This window comes from Micromonospora sp. MGP-C2 (assembly GCF_057766525.1).
Genome location: NZ_JBYMEN010000002.1, coordinates 6,771,391 through 6,790,446 on the forward strand (window position 1 = coordinate 6,771,391; position 19,056 = coordinate 6,790,446).

General features: G+C 70.3%; 20 protein-coding genes. 8 read left to right on the plus strand and 12 right to left on the minus strand.

The window, feature by feature from the left end; translation table 11 throughout:
* Positions 1-127 precede the first annotated feature (127 nt).
* The 10 genes from AC3CF1_RS31100 to AC3CF1_RS31145 all read right to left on the minus strand — a co-directional run bounded on the left by AC3CF1_RS31100 (position 128) and on the right by AC3CF1_RS31145 (position 10,938).
* Positions 128-937 carry a Wzz/FepE/Etk N-terminal domain-containing protein gene (locus AC3CF1_RS31100; protein WP_488451863.1) on the minus strand — a complete coding sequence of 270 codons (810 nt, stop codon included), beginning with the start codon at positions 935-937 and terminating at the stop codon, positions 128-130.
* A gap of 7 nt (positions 938-944) precedes the next feature.
* Entirely contained in the window at positions 945-2,456 is a 1,512-nt protein-coding gene (locus AC3CF1_RS31105) for an O-antigen ligase family protein (protein ID WP_488451864.1), read from the minus strand.
* A 128-nt stretch (positions 2,457-2,584) separates the two neighbouring features.
* The gene (locus tag AC3CF1_RS31110; protein ID WP_354983660.1) at positions 2,585-3,508 is read right to left on the minus strand and encodes a DUF6492 family protein; all 924 of its coding nucleotides are present in this window, start codon (positions 3,506-3,508) and stop codon (positions 2,585-2,587) included.
* Positions 3,505-4,542: a TolB-like translocation protein gene (locus tag AC3CF1_RS31115; protein ID WP_488451865.1), complete on the minus strand. Its 1,038-nt coding sequence runs from the start codon at positions 4,540-4,542 to the stop codon at positions 3,505-3,507. The genes AC3CF1_RS31110 and AC3CF1_RS31115 overlap by 4 nt, the downstream gene beginning before the upstream one ends.
* Positions 4,539-5,819, minus strand: coding sequence for an MFS transporter (locus AC3CF1_RS31120; RefSeq protein WP_488451866.1), 1,281 nt, complete (start codon positions 5,817-5,819; stop codon positions 4,539-4,541). The genes AC3CF1_RS31115 and AC3CF1_RS31120 overlap by 4 nt, the downstream gene beginning before the upstream one ends.
* Before the next feature lie 107 nt (positions 5,820-5,926).
* Positions 5,927-7,048 carry a DegT/DnrJ/EryC1/StrS family aminotransferase gene (locus AC3CF1_RS31125; protein ID WP_488451867.1) on the minus strand — a complete coding sequence of 374 codons (1,122 nt, stop codon included), beginning with the start codon at positions 7,046-7,048 and terminating at the stop codon, positions 5,927-5,929.
* Entirely contained in the window at positions 7,045-7,728 is a 684-nt protein-coding gene (locus tag AC3CF1_RS31130) for an acetyltransferase (protein WP_488451868.1), read from the minus strand. Before AC3CF1_RS31130 ends, AC3CF1_RS31125 begins: the two co-directional genes overlap by 4 nt.
* Entirely contained in the window at positions 7,725-8,873 is a 1,149-nt protein-coding gene (locus AC3CF1_RS31135; RefSeq protein ID WP_488451869.1) for a DegT/DnrJ/EryC1/StrS family aminotransferase, read from the minus strand. Before AC3CF1_RS31135 ends, AC3CF1_RS31130 begins: the two co-directional genes overlap by 4 nt.
* Positions 8,870-9,868 carry an NAD-dependent epimerase/dehydratase family protein gene (locus AC3CF1_RS31140; RefSeq protein ID WP_488451870.1) on the minus strand — a complete coding sequence of 333 codons (999 nt, stop codon included), beginning with the start codon at positions 9,866-9,868 and terminating at the stop codon, positions 8,870-8,872. Before AC3CF1_RS31140 ends, AC3CF1_RS31135 begins: the two co-directional genes overlap by 4 nt.
* On the minus strand, positions 9,865-10,938 hold the full coding sequence (locus AC3CF1_RS31145; RefSeq protein WP_355160145.1) for a Gfo/Idh/MocA family protein: 1,074 nt from the start codon (positions 10,936-10,938) through the stop codon (positions 9,865-9,867). The genes AC3CF1_RS31140 and AC3CF1_RS31145 overlap by 4 nt, the downstream gene beginning before the upstream one ends.
* Positions 10,939-11,255: 317 nt before the next feature.
* Between AC3CF1_RS31145 and AC3CF1_RS31150 the strand changes: the two genes are divergently transcribed.
* From AC3CF1_RS31150 to AC3CF1_RS31160, 3 genes are all read left to right on the plus strand, one after another.
* Entirely contained in the window at positions 11,256-11,873 is a 618-nt protein-coding gene (locus tag AC3CF1_RS31150) for a DapH/DapD/GlmU-related protein (protein WP_488451871.1), read from the plus strand.
* Positions 11,874-11,942: 69 nt separating this feature from the next.
* Positions 11,943-13,121 (plus strand): chorismate synthase, encoded by a 1,179-nt coding sequence (gene aroC, locus AC3CF1_RS31155; protein WP_088947447.1) that lies wholly within the window; start codon positions 11,943-11,945, stop codon positions 13,119-13,121.
* Positions 13,121-13,624, plus strand: coding sequence for a shikimate kinase (locus AC3CF1_RS31160; RefSeq protein WP_099852257.1), 504 nt, complete (start codon positions 13,121-13,123; stop codon positions 13,622-13,624). The genes aroC and AC3CF1_RS31160 overlap by 1 nt, the downstream gene beginning before the upstream one ends.
* Positions 13,625-13,681: 57 nt before the next feature.
* Here the strand turns inward: AC3CF1_RS31160 and AC3CF1_RS31165 are convergent, their stop codons facing one another.
* On the minus strand, positions 13,682-14,410 hold the full coding sequence (locus AC3CF1_RS31165; protein ID WP_355160143.1) for an alpha/beta fold hydrolase: 729 nt from the start codon (positions 14,408-14,410) through the stop codon (positions 13,682-13,684).
* A 79-nt stretch (positions 14,411-14,489) separates the two neighbouring features.
* On the opposite strand from AC3CF1_RS31165, the gene AC3CF1_RS31170 reads away from it, so the two are divergent.
* The 5 genes from AC3CF1_RS31170 to nusB all read left to right on the plus strand — a co-directional run bounded on the left by AC3CF1_RS31170 (position 14,490) and on the right by nusB (position 18,431).
* The gene (locus AC3CF1_RS31170) at positions 14,490-15,488 is read left to right on the plus strand and encodes a helix-turn-helix transcriptional regulator (protein WP_488451872.1); all 999 of its coding nucleotides are present in this window, start codon (positions 14,490-14,492) and stop codon (positions 15,486-15,488) included.
* 10 nt (positions 15,489-15,498) lie between these two features.
* Positions 15,499-16,578 (plus strand): 3-dehydroquinate synthase, encoded by a 1,080-nt coding sequence (gene aroB / locus AC3CF1_RS31175; RefSeq protein ID WP_488451873.1) that lies wholly within the window; start codon positions 15,499-15,501, stop codon positions 16,576-16,578.
* Positions 16,575-17,006 carry a type II 3-dehydroquinate dehydratase gene (gene aroQ / locus AC3CF1_RS31180; protein WP_354983672.1) on the plus strand — a complete coding sequence of 144 codons (432 nt, stop codon included), beginning with the start codon at positions 16,575-16,577 and terminating at the stop codon, positions 17,004-17,006. Before aroB ends, aroQ begins: the two co-directional genes overlap by 4 nt.
* A gap of 433 nt (positions 17,007-17,439) precedes the next feature.
* Entirely contained in the window at positions 17,440-17,997 is a 558-nt protein-coding gene (gene efp / locus AC3CF1_RS31185) for an elongation factor P (RefSeq protein ID WP_007458344.1), read from the plus strand.
* Positions 17,998-18,020: 23 nt separating this feature from the next.
* Entirely contained in the window at positions 18,021-18,431 is a 411-nt protein-coding gene (gene nusB, locus AC3CF1_RS31190; RefSeq protein WP_172862180.1) for a transcription antitermination factor NusB, read from the plus strand.
* 90 nt (positions 18,432-18,521) lie between these two features.
* On the opposite strand, the gene bldD is transcribed toward nusB, so the two are convergent.
* Positions 18,522-19,010 carry a transcriptional regulator BldD gene (bldD, locus tag AC3CF1_RS31195; protein WP_007458348.1) on the minus strand — a complete coding sequence of 163 codons (489 nt, stop codon included), beginning with the start codon at positions 19,008-19,010 and terminating at the stop codon, positions 18,522-18,524.
* Between the last annotated feature and the right edge of the window lie 46 nt (positions 19,011-19,056).

Below are 19,056 nucleotides of genomic sequence, written 5' to 3' on the forward strand. Positions count from 1 at the left end.
TAGAGAACCCCTCATCTTTTGCCAATGGCCGTCCACACTGGCGGTAACACCGGCCGGCCGCCAGCGGCCAACCGTTCAGGCACGCTCGGTCGGATGGCCGACGGCTGAGGCCGACAAGTAGGACGGGCTAGTCCCGCGTGGGCCTCTGGCTCGTCGGACCCTGCTGCTCCGTCCCGCGCACGCGAGGTAGGACGATGGTGAGGTCCGAGGCATTGGTGCGCGTAGATGTGACCGGCGCCTTCGTCGGCTCGGCCACGTCTCGCGGAGCATCCGGATCGTCGAACGGCACAACCTGCTTCGTCCGGCGCGGGCCGACCGCCTCGGCGATGGAGATCAGGCCGAAGAGCAGCACCAGGCACGCGGCGGACACCGCGATCATCGACCTGATGGTCCCGGTGACCTTGCGGGTCGGATCGGTCGGTGGGTTGATCGGCAGTGCCTGGAACAGGTATTTGTCGTCCGCGCCGTCGACCTTCTGCATCTCGTACAGCTCTTTTTCCATGCTCTTGGAGACCAGGTCGAGCGTCTTGGCGGCCGAATCGGGTGAGCTTCCCGTGCCGACGACGTTGATGACCAGGCCCGAGCCGATCGCGTTGGTGGAGCTGATCGTGTAGTCCTCGTCCGCCCCCTCGTTGATCAACTGCTGGCGGATCATGTTGCCCGACACCCGCTGGGACAGGACGTCGACGACCACGGATGGGTTGGGCAGTCGCAGGTACGGGTTGTTGGCGTTGACCTTGAGGAGTCCCGGATCCCGTTCGATCGCGGCTTCGGTCGGCTGGGGTGGCGGGGCGATCAGCACATACTGCGCCTGGGACTCATACCGCGGCGGTATCCCGAAGGCGACGAAGGCGTTTCCGGCGATCAGGACGAGCAGCACTGCCAGCACGATCAGCTTGTGGCGTCGCACGGTCGTGAACAGGGCCAGGAGATCCATCAGGGGCTCAATTCTCGCTGGGGGAAACGGGGCGTCGACGATGGGCAGCCGGTGACGATGCCGGCTCTGCTGGCCGCAGGGGTGCCGTCGTCAGCGGTACGGGAAAGATTCGGGTTTGGGCGGGCCACCGTTGCACGGCTAGCCAGCATGCGCCGCAGAGCCCGAGGACAACGGCGTGGACCGAGGCGAACTGCGCAAACGAGAATGCGTCGAACGTGTACGCCCCGACCGTCGCGGCGAGGCCGGCGCCGGCAAGCGCACTGCACAGCGAGCGCAACTCGGGACTGGTCGTCCGGGCTCGCGCATGCAACGCCGTGATGGCGGGAACCAGGAAATACAGCACGAGCGCGGCCAAGCCAAGGACGCCCATCTCGATGGCGCTCTTCAAGTATTGGTTGTCCAGAATCCGCGTGGCGTCCTCCGGCAGGAACGTGCCACCGCCCCGGCCCAGCCACGGGGCCTGCTGGACGAGTGCGACCACCCTGGGATAGTTGTCCAGCCGGTTGGTGATCGAGGCATCTTCTGCCCCCGCGGTGATCGAGCCGATGATCGTCCGTAGATAGCCCGGTGTGGTGGCGAAGATGGCGACGACGGCGGCCGGCGCGAAGGCGAACAGCCAAACCCTTTGCTTGGCGGGCAGGCAGATGGTGAACGTCGCCATCGCGACACAGACAGCCAGGATCGCCGACCGGGAGACTGACATCGGTATGCACATCCCGATCAGCCCCACCGGCAGCCACCGCCGGACGGGCGACCGTTCCCGGTCATGGATGCCCAGCCAGATCGCCACCGGCAGGAGCATGCCGGCGACGACGCCCAACTCGATCGGATGGATAGTCGTCCCGCTGACCCGGACGAGCGCGTCACGGCCCTGAAACGAGCCGTACGCCGAGCCGGACTCGAATCCCGGCAGCGCCAGGCGCAGCAACGGCTTGAGGTCCCACAGAAACCAGAACTGGAGGGTGGCCACGACACCGGAGAACGCGCCGCCCCACACCAGAGTCCGGATTACTCGCAGGAGGTCGGCCGGGCTGCGCAGGTGCTCGGCGGTCACCAGGATCACCCCCGACATGCCGACGAGCAGGAGCATCCAACGGTCGGCGCCGAGCCGCTGCGTCTCGTTCGGCGTGAACAGCGGCATGGCGGCGTAGGAGAGCAGTGCGCAGATCCACAGCAGCGCCAGCGCACCGCGAACGGGATAGCGGGTGTGGACCGGATCGTGCAGGCCGAGGAGCGCCGTCACCGCCCAGGCCAGAAAGAGGACAAGGGATACGAGGCTTGCCAGATAGCCCTGCGCGCCGACGATCCGGATCACCGCGTCCGACGGGAAGATGAAGGCGCTGAGGATGAAGACCTGCAGCATGAATGCGGCCTGGCGGGATCCCTGCGGGCGGACCACCCGGAGAGTCTCGGCTGGCCCCTCTCTGGAGGCCCGGCCCCTGTTCACCCGCCTGGCGTCGTCGGTCATGGTTATCGTCGATCCGTTGAATCGCCGCACCATGCGCTCGTTCCTACCCATGAATCGGGATCCTTCAGCCGGGGGCCGACCCGAGCGTACCGCCCTGGCGTGAGCCGCGGAATCGTCCTGTTTCAGGGCTCAGCGAGCCGGACGGCCGACGTGCGGACGGGTCGCGCTGTTGTCCTTGGTCAGGTCAGGGAGAGGTTGGCCAGCGCCTTTCGACGCAGCGGCGTGGGCGTACGCGACTTGGCGGAAATCATCACCGCGATGTCGCGTTCCTGGATCGCTTCGAGAAAGTCCTGCATCGTGCGTTCGTCCAATGGGGTCTCCTCCCAATAGGCATGGCAGAGAGTATCCGCGACGCTGAAGGAGTCGACATTCGTTCCAGCCCGGGAAACCTCATCGACATAAACGCCGTACAGGGTCCACTCGGAAAAATGCAGCTTCGCGCCGATCACGTCCGTCCACCGGCGCCCGGTCGTCGACTCCACGTGGGCTAGCAGCCGCCGCACGATGACCGGATCCCACGCCAACAGTGACGAGACGTAGTCGGCGTAGGGCGGCGCGGCCGCCGGCACACCGAGCAGGGACCGGGCGACCTGATGCCAGATCACGTGCCGCGGCAGCCGCTCGTTGACCTCGTCGGGTTTGCGATAGAAGCGGACCACGCCGTCGCGACGGAAGGTGTCGGCGGAGAACGGCCGAACGAATTCGATGTCGGAGTCGACCAGCACGACGACGTCGGCATCGGATCGCGCCGCGGCCGCGAGCTTGATGATCTGCTGCAGGATCCAGCCGCGCAACGGTGGGAAGGGGCGGCGGAGGTTGACCGAGAACTTTCCGACCGGCAGGGACCGGAAGGAGCGGGGCAGGAAATCCGCCTCATCGTGGATCACCGCGCGCGGCCCGCTCAACTGACCGAAGAGCGCCAGATCGGCTCGCGGCACGATGATGTGGTGTCGTGTCGAATCCGGCGAGTGCGCCAGCACGGAGCTGTGCAGGTCGGCGCAGCGCTCGAAGTCAGGCGCGAAGCTGGGGGTGATGATGGCCAGTCGTGACATTCCAGGATTCCTCAGGTCGGCCGGCTGCGGTCCCGGCTGATCGGTGTTCACCGGACCACCGCCGGCGACCAGGCGTCGGATACCAGTAGCTCGGGGCCGCCCCGGCCGTCCGTCAGGCTCGACCAGATGTCGCTGGTCGCCGTCCCGGTACCGCTACGGGGGAGCGCGTAGATGATCGTCGTGTCATCCAGCCACTCGACTTGGTCGTCGACGCTACGCGTCTCGGCGAGCAGAGTTTCGCTGCCGGTCGCGAGGTCGTAGACGGCGAGGCGCCAGCGGCCGGGCGGCAGGTTGCCGTGCTTCTTGAAGGCGATACGGGTCCGGTCCGGCGAGAGCGACGGGCACTCGGCGTCCTCCCGCAGCGCGGTCATCCGGCGGGCTGCGAGACTTCCCTCGACCAGCCAGGTCTTCCCTCCGGCCGCGGCGGTGGCGTAGAACCGGTCATCGTCGGCAAAGGTCACCCCCCACAGGTTCTTGTCCACCGCGGTGACCACCGCGCCGTTGACGACGAGCTGGAATTGCTCGAGGTCCCCGATCACCTCACCGTCGGTCCGGCTGACCACCGTACGGGTCGAAAACTGCCCCGGATTCGCGTACGAGTCCCCGAAGACGAACGTGGTCGTCGCGACCAACGACCCGTTCCGCGACAACCGGGCCCGGCTCGGTGTGCCGACCAGCGGTAGGTCGCGCCGAACTGACCAGTCCGTCCCGAGCAACTGCGCCCGGTAGGTGGTCAGCAGTCCCCGGTCAGCCGAGAGGCAGATCGCCTCTTCCCGGGTGGCGTAGACCCGCTCGCAGGCGACGTCGGTGACCGCGCGCGGCCCGGCCGGCGCCGAGAGCGGGACCATCGCCACCCGGCCGTAGTCGGCGCCGAGAGCCGTGTTCCGGAAGACCAGGTGTGGCACGTCGCGCACCACGGCGAGGTCATTTCGTGTCGGCGCACCGGTCGCCGTCGCCTGCACGGCGATCATGTCCTGCCGGGCCCGCCAGACATAGCCGCCTGCGCTGAGGACGGCCACCAGCAACACCACCGCCAGCGCGGCCAGCCGCGCCCGCGGCCCGAGCCCACCCACTCGCTCACTCATGCCGCCACCGCACTGGGTTGAGCTCCGGGGAGCGTCGTTGGGGTCGAATCGTCGATGCCGCGCAGCAGCCAGGCGGCGACCGGCACCGCGACCGCCAACATGGCGGCGAAGAGCAGCAGCGCCGAGCGGGGGCCCTGGACGCTCCAGAGCAGACCGAAGAGCACCGACGCGGCGAAGCGGGCCAGCGCCACCGTGGTCTGGGCGGCCGCGATTCCACTTCCCCGTGCCCTGGCGGCCACGAGGCGGCTCACCAGCGCCGCCAGCACGCCATCGGTGGCGGCATAGAAGGTGCCGAGCAGCAGCAGGACCGCAAGGGTTCCGCCGACGCCACTGCTGGGCAGCGCAGCGAGGAGGTAGCCGCCCAGCAATGCCAGGTGACCGGCGACCAGCACCCGACCTCGACCGAACCGATCGGCCAGCAACCCCAGGGGTACGGCCAGCGCCAGGTAGGCGACGTTGGTTCCCACGTAGAGCAGGGGGAAATAGCGGGCAGTGACGTCGTCCCGGTCTTGCAGGAGCAGGTAGAGGAAGCCATCGCCGATGGTCAGCAGGCCGAGCAGAGCGGCAGCCAGCAACGGTCGTCGTAGACCTCGTCCGGCGACCTCCGCGAGCACCTCTCGCAGAGTGGCCCGGGCCGCGCCGACCGCGGTAGGCAGGTCCGGAACGAGCAGCACCAGCACCGCCAACCCGGCGACCGCGAAAGCGAACGAGACGACGAAGATCGAGTCGTAGCTGCCGGGGACGGCGGCGAAGAGGGCGAACGCGACAAGTGGACCGATGGCCGCGCCCAGGGTGTCCAGCGCCCGGTGCACACCGAAGGCTCGACCGAGCACGTCCGGCTGCGACACCGCGGCGATCAGGGCGTCCCTGGGCGCGGTGCGCAGGCCCTTGCCCAACCGGTCCGCCGTGACCACCGCGGTTATCGCCGCGAAGCCTGCCGCCGGCAGCATCGCCAGGCGGCTCAACGCGGACGCGCCGTACCCAGCCACGGCGACCCACTTCGGTCGCTGCCCACGGTCGCCGACGTACCCCCCGGTGATCCGCACCAGCGCGCTGACGCCCTGGTACATGCCGTCCAGGAAGCCGTACGCGATGGGGCTCAGCCCGACCACGGCGGTCAGGTAGAGCGGCAGGATGGAGGCCACCATCTCCGACGACACGTCGGTGAGAAGGCTGACCGTGCCGAGCAGCACAACCGTCCCGGATACGCGGTGCACGGCGATGCGGGCGCGGCTCGGACCGGCATCGTCCGGCCGGTCCCGCAGCGTCACGTACACGACATCTCCATTTCCAGGCCCGCTACGTCCGCACCGCCTGCCTCATCGGCGGCGATGCCTTCCCGTCTGCCACCCGGGTCGCCTCCGACCTGGGCAGGGACAGACGGTCAGCCGGCCAGCGCGGCGGTCAACGCGGCGACGACGGACTCCTGCTGGTCGGCGGTGATCTGTGGATAGATCGGCAGCGAGAGCAACTCGGGCGCGATCCGCTCCGCCCGCGGAAACGCCCCCTGCGGGTAACCGAGGCCGGCGAAGGCCGGCGTCCGGTGCACCGGCACGGGGTAGTGGATCGCCGCGCCGACGCCGGAGGCGTTGAGTCGCGCCAGCACCCGGTCCCGGCGGGCCGGGGTGCCGTCGTCGGGGATCCGGAGACAGTAGATGTGCCAGACGTGCTCGTTACCCGGCAGGGTCACCGGGCGGATCACGTCGACCGACTCCAGCAGCGCGTCGTACCGGCCGGCCGCAGCCCGGCGCAGCGCGTTCCAATTGGCCAGTCGGGCCAGCTTGGCGCGGAGCACGACCGCCTGGAGGCCGTCCAGCCGGCTGTTCACACCGATCACGTCGTGCACGTACTTCTTCAGGCCGCCGTGGCTGCCGAGGGTGCGGACCATGGTGGCGGCGTCCACGTCGGCGGTCACCACGGCGCCCGCGTCGCCGTACGCCCCCAGGTTCTTGCCGGGGTAGAAGCTCGTCGCGGCGATGCCGCCGACACCGGCGCCACGTCCGTGCCGGGTGGCGCCCTGGCACTGCGCGGCGTCCTCGACGATGGCGATGTCGCGCCCGGCCAGGCCGTCCCGTAGTCGCTCCACCGGCGCCAGCTGGCCGTAGAGGTGTACCGGGATGATCGCCCGGGTGGCCGGCGTGATCGCGGCCAGCGCCGCGTCGACGTCGATCAGGTACGAGTCGGGATCGCAGTCGACCAGCACCGGTCGCGCGCCGGACCGGGCGACGGCCTCGGCGGTGGCGATGAAGGTGTTCGTGGGCAGGATCACCTCGGCGCCTGGCCCGACGCCGACTGCGCGTAGCGCCAGTTCGAGCGCGTCGGTGCCGTTGGCGACTCCGACGCAGTGGTCCACTCCGGTAAAGGCCGCGTACTCGCGTTCGAAGGCGGTCACCTCGGGGCCGCCGATGAAGGCGGTGTCCGCCAGGATCCGCTTGAAGCCGACCGCGACCTCCTCGGCTACTTCGGCATGCGCAGCCTGCAGGTCCACCAACGGAATCGCGTTCATCGTGGAAGCACTCCCTGAGAAGTTGGCTGACGGACAGGACGAAGGAATCGGGCCGGATTACCGGCCCACACCTCACCGTGGGGTACGTCGCTGAGCACGACCGAACCCATGCCGATGAGCGACGTCGCGCCGACGGTGAGCGATTCGCGGATCAGCGCGCCGGCCCCGAGGTAGGCGCCCCGTCCGATCAGTACGGAACCGGAGACCCGCACGCCCGAGGCGATCGTGACGTGGTCGGAGACGATGTCGTCGTGGGTCAGCACGGTCTGCGGCATGATGGCCACGTGTGCGCCGACCGTGACGTCGGCGGTCAGGACGACCTGAGCCAGCAGCACCGAGCCTGGTCCGATCGTGCAGTTGGTGGGCACCTCGGCCGACGGGTGTACGACTGTCGCGTACCGTGCCGGCGGCAGGCCCAGCCGTTGCACCACCTGCTCGCGGACGCCGGGGTTACGGGCGTTGGCGACGCAGATCACCACGTCGGCATCGGGCAGATCGGCGATCGCGTCCAGCGGGCCGAGCACCGGCAACCCGGCACGGAGCACGCCGTACAGGGCTGGGTCGTCGTCGAGAAAGCCGCGTAGCAGCCAGGTCGGCGCTGCCGCGTTGATCGCCGCAACGGTGGCTACCGTCTCCCGGGCCATTCCTCCGGCGCCGACGATCACCAGATCGGTGGTCATCGGCGGATCAGCCCACGAAGTGTTCCGACGATGTGGTCTTGGTCGTCCCCGGTGAGCGCGTGGTGCAGGGGCAGGACCAGCGAGTCACGCGTGATCCGCTCGGTCACCGGCAGCGGTGCCGGGTTGACGTCCGCGTACGCCGGCTCCAGGTGCGACGCCATGATGCCGCGCCGGGCGGACACCCCGGCGGCGGCGAGTGCGGCGAGGGTCTCGTCGCGCCCGACGCCGAACTCGTCAGTCAGCAGCACCCAGAAGGTCTGGAAGTTGGTGCGGCCGTGCGCCGGATCGCGGACCGCGACCGCGCCCGGCACGTCGGCCAGCAACTCGTGGTACCGCGCGGCGAGGCTGCGGCGCTGCGCCACGATCGTCGGGAGTTTGCCAAGTTGGACCAGGCCGATGGCCGCCTGGATGTCGGTCATCCGGTAGTTGTAGCCCGTCTCCAGGTACGCCTCGAGGATCGGTTGGGCACTCGCGTGCCGGTCCGCTGCCGACACGTTCATCCCGTGCTCGCGCAGCCGGCGCAGCCGCACCGCCCAATCCGCGTTGTCGGTGGTGAGCATTCCGCCTTCACCGGTGGTGAGGAGCTTTCGCGGGTGAAACGACCACGCAGCGAGCAACGCCCCGGCACCGACCGGGCCACCATCCACCACGGATCCGGCCGCGCACGCGGCGTCTTCGATCAGCGCGACGCCCCACCTCTCGGCGGCGCTGCGCAGCGCGGACACCTCGGCCGGCACGCCGCCCTGGTGCACGGCGATGACGGCCCTGGTACGCGCCGTGCGCACCACGTCGAGCGTCGCCACCGTTACGTTGCCGGTGGCGAGGTCCACGTCGGCGAAGACGGGCCGTGCTCCGACGTAGCGGACCGCGTTGGCGGTGGCAATGAACGACAGCGACGGGACGATCACCTCGTCACCGGGCTCCACCCCGACCGCGACGAGCGCGAGGTGCAGCGCCGTGGTGCAGGAGCTGACGGCGACGGCGTGGGCCGCACCGACACTGGCGGCGAACGCGGTCTCGAACGCCGCGACCCGGGGGCCCTGGGCAACCCACCCCGAACGGACAGCATCGGCCGCGGCCAGTGCCTCCTCCTCGCCGAGCGCGGGGAGCATCACCGGGATGCGGCGTGCCGCCTCGATGGTCACCGCGCCTCCTGGGACGCGCCGGCGGCGGGCTGCTCCGCGCGCCACCACTCGACCAGGCCCTGTAGGCCCTCCCGGAGGCCGATCTGTGTCCGGAAGCCGAGTGCCTCCGCGGCGGCGGAGGTGTCAGCGAGTCTCCGGGTGACCCCGTTGACCTTCCGCGCCGGGCCGTACTCGGGGGAGAGATCGCTCTTCATCACCGAGAGAAGCGTGCGGGCGAGCTCATTGAGGCTGGTCTCGACCCCGCTGGCGATGTTGAACACCTCGTCGGTGTGAGCCGACTCGGCGGCCAGGATGTTGGCGCGGGCGATGTCGACCACGTCGACGAAGTCCATCGTCTGGGTGCCGTCGCCGAGGATCAACGGGGGGAGGCCTGCGTCGATGCGCTCCATCCAACGGATCAGCACCTCGGTGTACAGCCCGTGGACGTCCATCCGCTGGCCGTACACGTTGAAGTACCGCAGGACCACATAGTCCAGCCCGTACATCCCGTGGAAGCTGCGCAGCATGCCCTCGTTGAACGCCTTGGCGGCCCCGTAGAACGTGTCGTTGTTGTACGGGTGGTGCCGTTCGCTGGTGGGGAACTCCTCGGCCAGGCCGTAGAGCGACGCCGACGACGAGGCGACCACCTTGCGGACGCCCTCGGCGGCTGCCGCCTCCAGCACGTTGAACGTGCCGTCAACGAGCACCTCGTTGGCCAGCCGCGGCTCCTCGGCGCACTGGGTGATCCGGATGGCGGCAAGGTGGAAGACAAGGTCCTTGCCCCGGGTGACGTCGCGGACGAGGTTGGCATCGCGGATGTCCCCCTCCACCACGCGCACCCGATCGCTCTGCAGCGCCCACTTCAGGTTCTCGCGCCGGCCGCGTACGAGGTTGTCGAGAACGACAACCTCGTCGGCGCCGCCCCGCACGAGCAGGTCGACCACGTGCGAGCCAATCGTGCCGGCTCCGCCCGTCACCAGGGCACGCGCATTCTTGACCGAAACCGCCGCACTCATCGTTCGGACTCTCCTTCCAGTTCGACCATCACGCCGCCTTTGGTGAGACTTTGCGAGGCTGCCTGCAGGATCTGCAGAACCCGTAGGCCGGATCGGCCGTCGGTCAGTGCGGGCGATCCGGTCCGGATGGCGCGCGCGTACTCCTCGACCATGGTCCGCAGCGCCTCGCGCTCCGTCAGTGCCGGCGCCACCATGTCCCCCGAGCGGTAGGACACCAGCACGTCGTGGCGTTCCTCGGCGCCGAGCTCGTCCGGAGTCGCCACGTCGACGCCCCGATCGAAGATCGCCAGCCGTTGGCTGGGGTTGAGGTCGTCCCAAACCAGGGTGCGCTTGGACCCACCGATGATGGTGGTGCGGATCTTGACGGGGGACAGCCAGTTGACGTGGATGTGTGCGATCGCACCGGTGTTGAGTCGGAGCGTGAGGTAGGCGACGCAACTACGGCCAGCGCCGATGCCGTCGACACCGTGCGCGGCGACGGCCACCGGCACGATGCCTGGCGGCAGGACGAAGTCCAGGATGGACAGATCATGCGGCGCCAGGTCCCAGATCACGTCGATGTCGCGCTGGACCAGACCGAGATTGATGCGAACCGAGTCGAGGTAGTGCAGCTCGCCCAGGTCGCCCGAATGCAGCAGCTCGCGGATGCGAAGGACGGCCGGGGTGTAGCAGTAGGTGTGGTCGCACATGAGCGTGAGGCGGCGCCGGTCGGCCTCCTCGACGAGTTGGCGGCCCTCGTCGTACGTGGCGGCGAGCGGCTTCTCTACCAGCACGTGCTTGCCGGCGCGCAGCGCGGCCAGTGCCACCGTCAGGTGGGTGCCGGCCGGGGTGGCGATGGCGACGGCCTGTACCGCGTCATCGGCCAGCACCCTGTCGAGGTCGTCGGTGACCTGGACGGTCGAGTAGTCCCCGAGCACGCGACGGGCCCGTTCGACGTCGAGGTCACAGAGCCAGCGCAGGCGGAATGCCGTGGATCCTTGGAAGTTGCGAACCAGGTTGGGGCCCCAGTAGCCGGCGCCGATCACGGCGATCCCGATGGGTCTGTCGGAGGCGGCAGGTGAAGGAGTCACAGCGATCCGTTTCGTCTACGGCGGTTCGTGGCGGGCGACCATGGGGCGATGTCCGACACACCCGCGGCGTGTGACAACGATTGGCGCCTGTTGACCTGGTCCGCCCCGGGAAGCTACCGGCCGGCGATCGGCCGCGACAGCGCTGTGTCGGGTTTCGGCGGCCCACTGCGGGTAACCGATACCTTCGGCCCACGCGCACCGGCTGTCGGTCGCGTCATTTCCAACCGACGGGTGCGCAATACCAGCCGCCTCAACGGCGGCCGGCAACCTGCGCTCGTTCCTACAGTGACGGCACCACAATCGCGACGGGGAACTAGATGACCGATTCTGTGCAGCCGCACCGGGACGACGTGTTCGTCGCACCCGGCGCCGATGTCGATGTGCGCGCGACGATCCAGGCGGGCACCAAAATCTGGCATCTCGCGCAGGTGCGGGAGAACGCCAGCCTCGGGCGCGACTGTGTGATCGGTCGGGGCGCGTATGTCGGACCGGGAGTGCGCCTCGGCGACAACGTGAAGGTCCAGAACTACGGTCTCGTCTACGAGCCTGCCGTGCTGGGCGACGGCGTCTTCGTGGGGCCCGCGGCAGTGCTCACCAACGATGAGTACCCGCGGGCGGTGACGCCGGAGGGCCGGCTCAAGAGCGGTGACGACTGGACAGCGGTGGGGGTCATCGTCGGAGAGGGTGCGTCGATCGGAGCCCGTGCCGTCTGCGTGGCGCCGGTGACGGTGGGCCGTTGGGCGTTGGTCGCCGCGGGCGCTGTCGTCACCAAGGACGTGCCCGACTTCGCGCTCGTGGTGGGCGTCCCGGCCCGCAGGGTGGCCTGGGTGGGCCGCGCGGGCGAGCCGCTGGCCGCCAAGGGCGACGGTCGCTTCGTCTGTCCGCGCACCGGCGATGAATACCAGGAGTTGGCTGGCGTACTGACGGAGGTGTGAGGCGTCCGCAGCGCGGGACACGGCGGGCAGCGTGCCGGGTCGGTGGCGCGCCGTGACAGACTGACCGACGTGTTGCGCTGGCTGACTGCAGGTGAATCGCACGGTCCCGCCCTCGTCGCGATGATGGAGGGGGTGCCGGCCGGCATCGAGGTGACCACCACCGTGATCGCCGACGAGCTGGCCCGCCGGCGGCTGGGCTACGGCCGTGGCGCCCGGATGTCCTTCGAACGCGACGAGGTCGAGCTGCTCGGCGGCCTGCGGCACGGCGTCACCCTGGGCAGCCCGGTGGCCATCCGGGTCGGCAACTCCGAGTGGCCGAAGTGGCAGACCGTGATGGCCGCCGACCCGGTCGACCCCGACGAGCTGGCCCGGCAGGCCCGCAACGCCCCGCTGACCCGCCCCCGGCCGGGCCACGCCGACCTGGCCGGCATGCAGAAGTACGGCCACACCGACGCCCGGCCGATCCTGGAACGCGCCAGCGCCCGGGAGACCGCCGCTCGGGTCGCCGTCGGCGCGGTCGCCAAGGCCCTGATCCGTCAGGCGCTCGGCATCGAGATCGTCTCGCACGTCGTCGAGCTGGGTCCGGTGGCCGCGAAGCCCGGTCTGCGCCCCACTCCGTCCGACGCCGCCCGCATCGACGCCGACCCGCTGCGCTGCCTCGACGCGGAGGCCAGCGCCCTGATGGTCGCCGAGGTCGATGCCGCGAAGAAGGCCGCCGACACCCTCGGTGGCGTGGTCGAGGTCCTGGCGTACGGGGTGCCACCGGGGTTGGGCAGCCACGTGCAGTGGGACCGCAAGCTCGACGCCCGACTGGCCACCGCGCTGATGTCCATCCAGGCGATCAAGGGCGTGGAGATCGGTGACGGCTGGCAGCAGGCCCGGTCCCGTGGCTCGCAGGCGCACGACGAGATCATTCCGTCGGCCACCGGCGTCCGCCGGGTCACCGACCGGGCCGGCGGGCTGGAGGGCGGCATCACCACCGGTGAGCCGCTGCGGGTCCGCGCCGCGATGAAGCCGATCTCGTCGCTCAACCGGGCGCTGGCCACCGTGGACGTTACGACCGGCGAGCCGGCCACCGCGATCAACCAGCGGTCCGACGTGTGCGCGGTGCCCGCCGCGGCGGTCGTCGCCGAGGCGATGGTGGCGCTGGTGCTCGCCGAGGCGGCCACCGAGAAGTTCGGTGGGGACTCGATCGCCGAGATGCGCCGCAACCTGGCCGGATACCTCGACGCACTGGTCATCCGCTGATGGCCCCGCTCGTCGTGCTGGTCGGCGCGCCCGGCTGCGGCAAGACCACCGTCGGGCGGGCGCTCGCCGACGCCCTCGGGGTGGAGTTCCGTGACACCGACACCGACATCGAGCAGATGGCCGGTAAGCCGATCCCGGAGATCTTCATCGACGAGGGTGAGGCGCACTTCCGTACCCTGGAGCGGGCCGCGGTGGCCGCGGCGCTGGCTGCCGGCACGGGCGTGCTCGCCCTCGGCGGCGGCGCGGTGCTGGCCGAGGAGACCCGGGCCGCCCTGGTGGGGCACCGGGTGGTGCACCTCTCGGTCGAGTTGCCCGACGCGGTGAAGCGGGTCGGGCTCGGCACCGGCCGGCCGCTGTTGGCGCTCAACCCGCGGGCCACCCTCAAGCACCTGATGGACCAGCGCCGGCCGCTCTACGCCGAGGTCGCCACCGCGACGGTGACCACCGACGGGCGGGCCCCGGCGGCGATCGTCGACGAGATCACCGCCCTGCTGCCCCGCTGACGTCCGCCCGGCCGGTGAGCTACCGGCCGGGCGACGGCGCCCTTCCCGAAGCAGCGCTCAGCCTCGGGCCGCGGCGTCGAGCACGTCGGCCAGGGCCTTCGGCTCGCTGAGCATCGGCCAGTGCCCGGTCGGCAGTGCGAACAGCTGACCACCGGCCAACCCGGTGAAGTACGGGTGCCCCTCGCTGATCATCTGCTCCACCACCGCCAGCGGGAAGGTGCAGGCGACCAGCGCGGTCGGCACCGGACGCCCGCCGGTGCGCCGCACCGGGTCGGTGGCTGCCCGCAGCGGCTGCGGGGTGGCCCGTGCGCGGAGCATTGCCAGCGTCGGCTCGTCCAGGCCGGCCAGGTTGGTCGGGTCGGCGGCCGGATCCCAGGCCGGCGGCGGCAGCAGGTGCCCGTCGCCGATCGCGGCCCGCAGGTGCTGCTGCTCCTCCGGGGGCACTGTGTCGAACTGCGCGGTGCCGTCGGGCAGCGGACCACTCTCCACGTAGACCACCCGGGCGATGCGGTCCGGGATGCGGTCCGCCGCCTGGGCGACCGGCATGCCGCCGCCGGAGTGCCCGACCAGCAGCACGTCGCGCAGGTCCTCGACCTCGATCAGCCGGACGATGTCGAGGGTGTGCGTCTCCAGGGTCACCTCCGGACCGGCCAGGTGGTCGCGCTCGGCCAGCCCGGTCAGCGTCATCGGGTGCACGTCGTGACCCTGCGCGCGCAGGGTGGCGGTCACCTCCCGCCACGCCCAGGCGCCCAACCAGAAGCCCGGCACCAGTACGAACGTCGCCATCTGTCGCTCCTTCTCTCGGTTACCGACAGACCGTACGATCGAATCCGGACAGGATCCGCCCGGTTTGGAGGAGTGTCCCGTGTCACATCCCGCCGGTCGGGTGCTGGCTCTGCTGGAGTTGCTCCAGGCCCGGCACCGCGCAACCGCCACCGAGTTGGCCGCACGGCTGGGCGTCGACGAGCGGACCGTGCGCCGGTACGCGGCCACCCTGGTCGAGTTGGGCATCCCGGTCACCGCCGACCGGGGCCGCCACGGCGGCTACCGGCTGCACCCGGGCTACAAGCTGCCACCGCTGATGCTCACCGACGACGAGGCGGTGGCGGTGCTGCTCGGCCTGGTCGTCGCCGAGCGAGTCGGGCTGGCCACCGAGCAGCCCGCCACGGCCACGGCACTCGCGAAGATCCGCCGGGTGCTGCCGGCGGCGCTCGCCGACCGGCTCGCGGCCGTGCAGGAGCACCTCGGTTTCACCCTGCGACGCCCCGAGCCGGAGCTGCGGCCGGCGTCGGGCACCCTGCTCGCCCTGGCCTCGGCCGCCCGACACCGGCAGCGGGTGGCACTGGACTACCGCTCCTGGCGCGGTGAGCAGTCGCACCGGGAGCTCGACCCGTACGGTCTGGTCTTCCACTCCGGCCGGTGGTACGTCACCGGCCACGACCACCGGCGCGGCGAGGTCCGCACGTTCCGGTTGGACCGCATCGGCACCGTGACGCCGGGCGGGGCGACGTTCACCGTCCCGGAGGGCTTCGACCCGGTGGCCCGGGTGACCCGGTCACTGGCCGGTGTGCCGTACAAACACGAGGTCGAGGTGCTGCTGGAGACCGACCTGGTCACCGCCCGTCGCCGCATTCCGCCCAGCGTGGCCGAGCTGACCGCCACCACCGACGGGGTGCTGCTGCGGGCCCGCGCGGAGAGCCTGCCGGGTATGGCCGCGCTGCTCGCCGGCCTGGGCTGCCCGTTCACGGTGCGACACCCGGACGCGCTGCGCGCCGAGGTGGCCGAGCATGCCCGACTGCTCGCCGAGTGGGCGGCTCGGCCAGCAGGTGGGCAGCCGCCCGCACCACGTCGTCCGCTCGACTAGGCTGCCGGCGATGGACGAGGTGACCCGGATTCCGGTCGGCGGCGAGCGGCCGTACGACGTGTTGGTGGGGCGTGACCTGCTGGGCGCGCTGCCCGGCCTGCTGCCCGGCGCGGGCCGTGCGGCGGTGCTGCACGCACCCCCGCTCAAGGCCCTGGCGGACGCGCTCGGCGAGCGGCTGCGCGCCGCCGACATCGAGCCGCTGCCGATCGAGGTGCCCGACGCCGAGTCGGGCAAGCAGATCGACGTGGCCGCCTCCTGCTGGGACCAGCTCGGGGCGGCTGGCTTCACCCGCACCGACGCTGTCGTCGGGGTGGGCGGCGGCGCGGTGACCGACCTGGCCGGGTTCGTCGCGGCCTGCTGGTTGCGCGGGGTGCGCTGGGTTCCGGTGGCGACCTCGCTGCTGGGCATGGTCGACGCCGCCGTCGGCGGCAAGACGGGCATCAACACGGCCGCCGGCAAGAACCTGGTGGGCGCGTTCCACCCGCCGGTCGGTGTGCTGGCCGACCTGGCCACCCTGGACAGTCTGCCCGCTGTCGACCTGGCCGCCGGGCTCGCCGAGGTGGTCAAGTGCGGGTTCATCGCCGACCCGGCGATCCTGGACCTCGTCGAGCGCGACCCGGAGGCGGCCACCGACGCACGCGGCCCGGTGACGCGGGAGCTGATCGAGCGGGCGATCCGGGTCAAGGCCGACGTGGTCGCCGGTGACCTGCGCGAGTCGGGCGTGCGGGAGGTGCTCAACTACGGTCACACCCTCGCCCACGCGATCGAGCAGAACGAGGGCTACCGCTGGCGGCACGGTCACGCCGTCGCCGTCGGTCTGGTGTACGCCGCCGCGCTGGCCCGGCTCGCCGGCCGGCTCGACGCCCCGACCGCCGACCGGCACCGGGTCACCCTGACCGCGCTCGGTCTGCCGGTGACCTACCCGGCCGACGCCTGGCCGCAGCTGCTGGCCGCGATGCGGGTCGACAAGAAGGCCCGGGGCAGTCGGCTGCGCTTCGTGGTGCTGGATGGGCTGGCCCGCCCGGCGATGCTGGAGGGCCCGGACGACGCGCTGTTGGAGGCCGCCTACCGGGAGGTGGCAACGCCGTGAAGGTCTATGTCCTGAACGGGCCGAACCTGGGCCGGTTGGGCACCCGCGAGCCCGAGGTGTACGGCGCGACCACCTACGCCGATCTGGTGGCGCTGTGCGAGGCCACCGGCCGGGAGTTGGGGTTGGACGTGACGGTCCGGCAGACCGACGCCGAGCACGAACTGCTCGGTTGGCTGCACACCGCCGCTGACGAGGCTGCCGCGGTGGTGCTCAACCCGGCCGCCTGGTCGCACTACTCGTACGCGGTGCGGGACGCCTGCGCCATGCTGCGGGGGCCGTTGGTTGAGGTGCACCTGTCCAACATCCACGCCCGCGAGGAGTTCCGGCACCACTCGGTGGTGTCCGCGGTGGCGACCGGGGTGATCTGCGGTCTCGGCATCGACGGTTATCGCCTCGCACTGCACCACCTGGCCACCCGAGCCGCCTGACGGCGGCTTCCCGCCCGCCGTACCCGACCTTTCACCGTCTTTCGCGCCGGTCTGTGGCAAATCACCGATTGTGATCGCCAACTCGCGTCGGCGAGCGTCACTCCGCGTTCCCCGCCCGGCGCTAGGGCACCTGCCTGCTCGCTCCCTTTGCTCTGCACCTTCGGATGCGACAGGGCGGTGAGCTGCGAATATGTGAGCTGGGTTGCCGTAGGGGCGACAGCCTGCCGGTACGGTGCGTGACTGTCGCATATAGGTATGCAAAGCAAAGGGGGTAGACCAGGGGAGGGGTGCCTCCCTGGAAAATCACTCTGCGTTATCTGCGTGGGTGTCGATGCCCAAGGGGTGGCCCGCGCCGAAGTAGGGCGGTCAGCGAGTCTCGGCGCAGCTAGTAGACTCGTAAGGTCTGTCCGCCAATTGATGATCAAGGCAGGAAATGGCCTCCACCAACGACCTCAAAAACGGCCTGGTTCTCAACCTGGACGGCGAGCTCTGGGCCGTCGTCGAGTTCCAGCACGTCAAGCCCGGTAAGGGTGGTGCCTTCGTGCGCACCACGCTGAAGAACGTGCTGTCCGGGAAGGTGGTCGACAAGACCTTCAACGCGGGCACCAAGGTCGAAACCGCGACCGTTGACAAGCGCACGATGCAATACCTCTACGCCGACGGCGAAGACTTCGTCTTCATGGATCTGGAGACCTTCGACCAGATCACCGTGCCCGGTGGCACCGTCGGTGAGGCAGCCAACTACCTGCTGCCCGAGGCGGAGGCGACCGTCGCCCAGCACGAGGGGGTGCCGCTCTACATCGAGCTGCCCACCAGTGTCGTGCTGGAGGTCACCTACACCGAGCCGGGCCTGCAGGGCGACCGTTCGACCGGTGGCACCAAGCCGGCGACCGTGGAGACCGGTGCCACAGTGCCGGTTCCGCTGTTCATCACCACCGGTGAGAAGATCAAGGTCGACACCCGCGACGGCCGTTACCTCGGCCGCGCCTGATGGCTGAGGGTTCCAAGCAGCAGATGCCGGCGCGCCGCAAGGCGCGCAAGCGGGCGCTGGATGTCCTCTACGAGTCCGACCTACGAGACAAGCCTCCGGTGGAGGTGCTCGCCGGCTACGTGCAGCGGATCGAGCAGCCCCGACCGGAGCACCTGGGCTACGCGGTGGGCCTGGTCGAGGGTGTCGCCGAGCACCTTGACCGGATCGACGAGCTCATCGCCAGTTACGCCGAGGGATGGACGCTGGAGCGGATGCCGGTCGTCGACCGGAATCTGGCCCGGATCGCCGTCTACGAGCTGCTCTACGTCGACGAGATCGACGACGCGGTGGCGATCAGCGAGGCCGTTGAGCTGGCCCGCCAGATGTCCACCGACGATTCGCCGCGCTTTCTCAACGGGGTGCTCGGCCGGATCGCCGAGTACGCCACCCGCTGAGCGTCTCCACCGAACGACGCGACGCGAAAGGGCCCGTGCCATCCGGCACGGGCCCTTTCGGTGGAGCCGCAGATCAGGTGAAGCGACAGCTCAGGAGGCGAAGAACGCCCGGGGGTCGGCCACCAGCACACCGTGCTCGGTGAGCCGCTCGATCAGGCCCGACGGTGAGGCGTCGTACACGATCGCGAGTGCCCGCAGGTCGTCGGCGCGGATGGAGAGCACCCGGCCGTTGTAGTCGCCGCGCTGCTGCTGGATGGCGCGGGCGTAGCGCGCGACGTAGGCCAGGTCCTCGGAGGCCTCGTCGTAGAGCCGCTCCAGGTCCAGGACGATCTTGCTGGTGGGCTCGTGACGGACGCCACTGCCGTCAGGCAGCAGCTCCGAGACGGGGACACGGTAGAACTCGGCCAGCTCGGCCAGACGGGACACCGTCACGGCCCGGTCGCCACGCTCGTACGAGCCGACCACCACGGCCTTCCACCGCCCGTTCGACTTCTCCTCCACACCCTGCAGGGAAAGACCCTGCTGTTGGCGGATGGAGCGCAGGCGGGCGCCCAGAGACTTGGCGTATTCAGAGGGCATTCGGACACTCCCAGTGCTGCTCGGGGTTCTCCCGTCGATCGCTACG